The following is a 404-nucleotide window of genomic DNA, read 5'->3' on the forward strand; positions in this document are numbered from 1 at the left end:
GTGGGCGCGGAACAGCGCCTCGCCGACCGCGTCCTGCACGCCATGCTCGCCCGCCAACCACAGCAACCGGTGGGCCGGCAGCGTGGTCACCCGCACCTGGCCACGGCTGAAGTCCATCGGCAGGCCCTCGGCCCGCGCGGTGGTCTGGGTCTGGCCGAGGATCTGCTCGGTGCGCTCGACGCCACCGAACTTGCGCACGTATGCCTCGCGCAGCGGCACCGGGGTAGCGTCCGCATCCGGGTCCAGCTGGAACGGCTGCCAGTGGATATCGAGGTCAGGCGCGTTCTCGCCCAGCAACTGCACGCCCTGCTGGAAACGATGCTTGCCGATCCAGCACCAGGGGCAGACCACGTCGGAGTAGATGTCGATTCTCATCCCCACCACATGGGGCCCGTCGCCCTCGA

Annotated in this window: 1 protein-coding gene; it reads right to left on the minus strand. The window is 69.3% G+C overall.

What is annotated here, in order from left to right; all coding sequences use genetic code 11:
- The coding region (locus EN850_RS33885; protein WP_136092956.1) for a DsbA family oxidoreductase at nt 1–375 on the minus strand (375 nt) is incomplete at its 3' end.
- Nucleotides 376–404 lie beyond the last annotated feature (29 nt).

This window comes from Mesorhizobium sp. M8A.F.Ca.ET.207.01.1.1 (genome assembly GCF_004794715.1).
Taxonomy (GTDB): Bacteria; Pseudomonadota; Alphaproteobacteria; order Rhizobiales; family Rhizobiaceae; genus Mesorhizobium.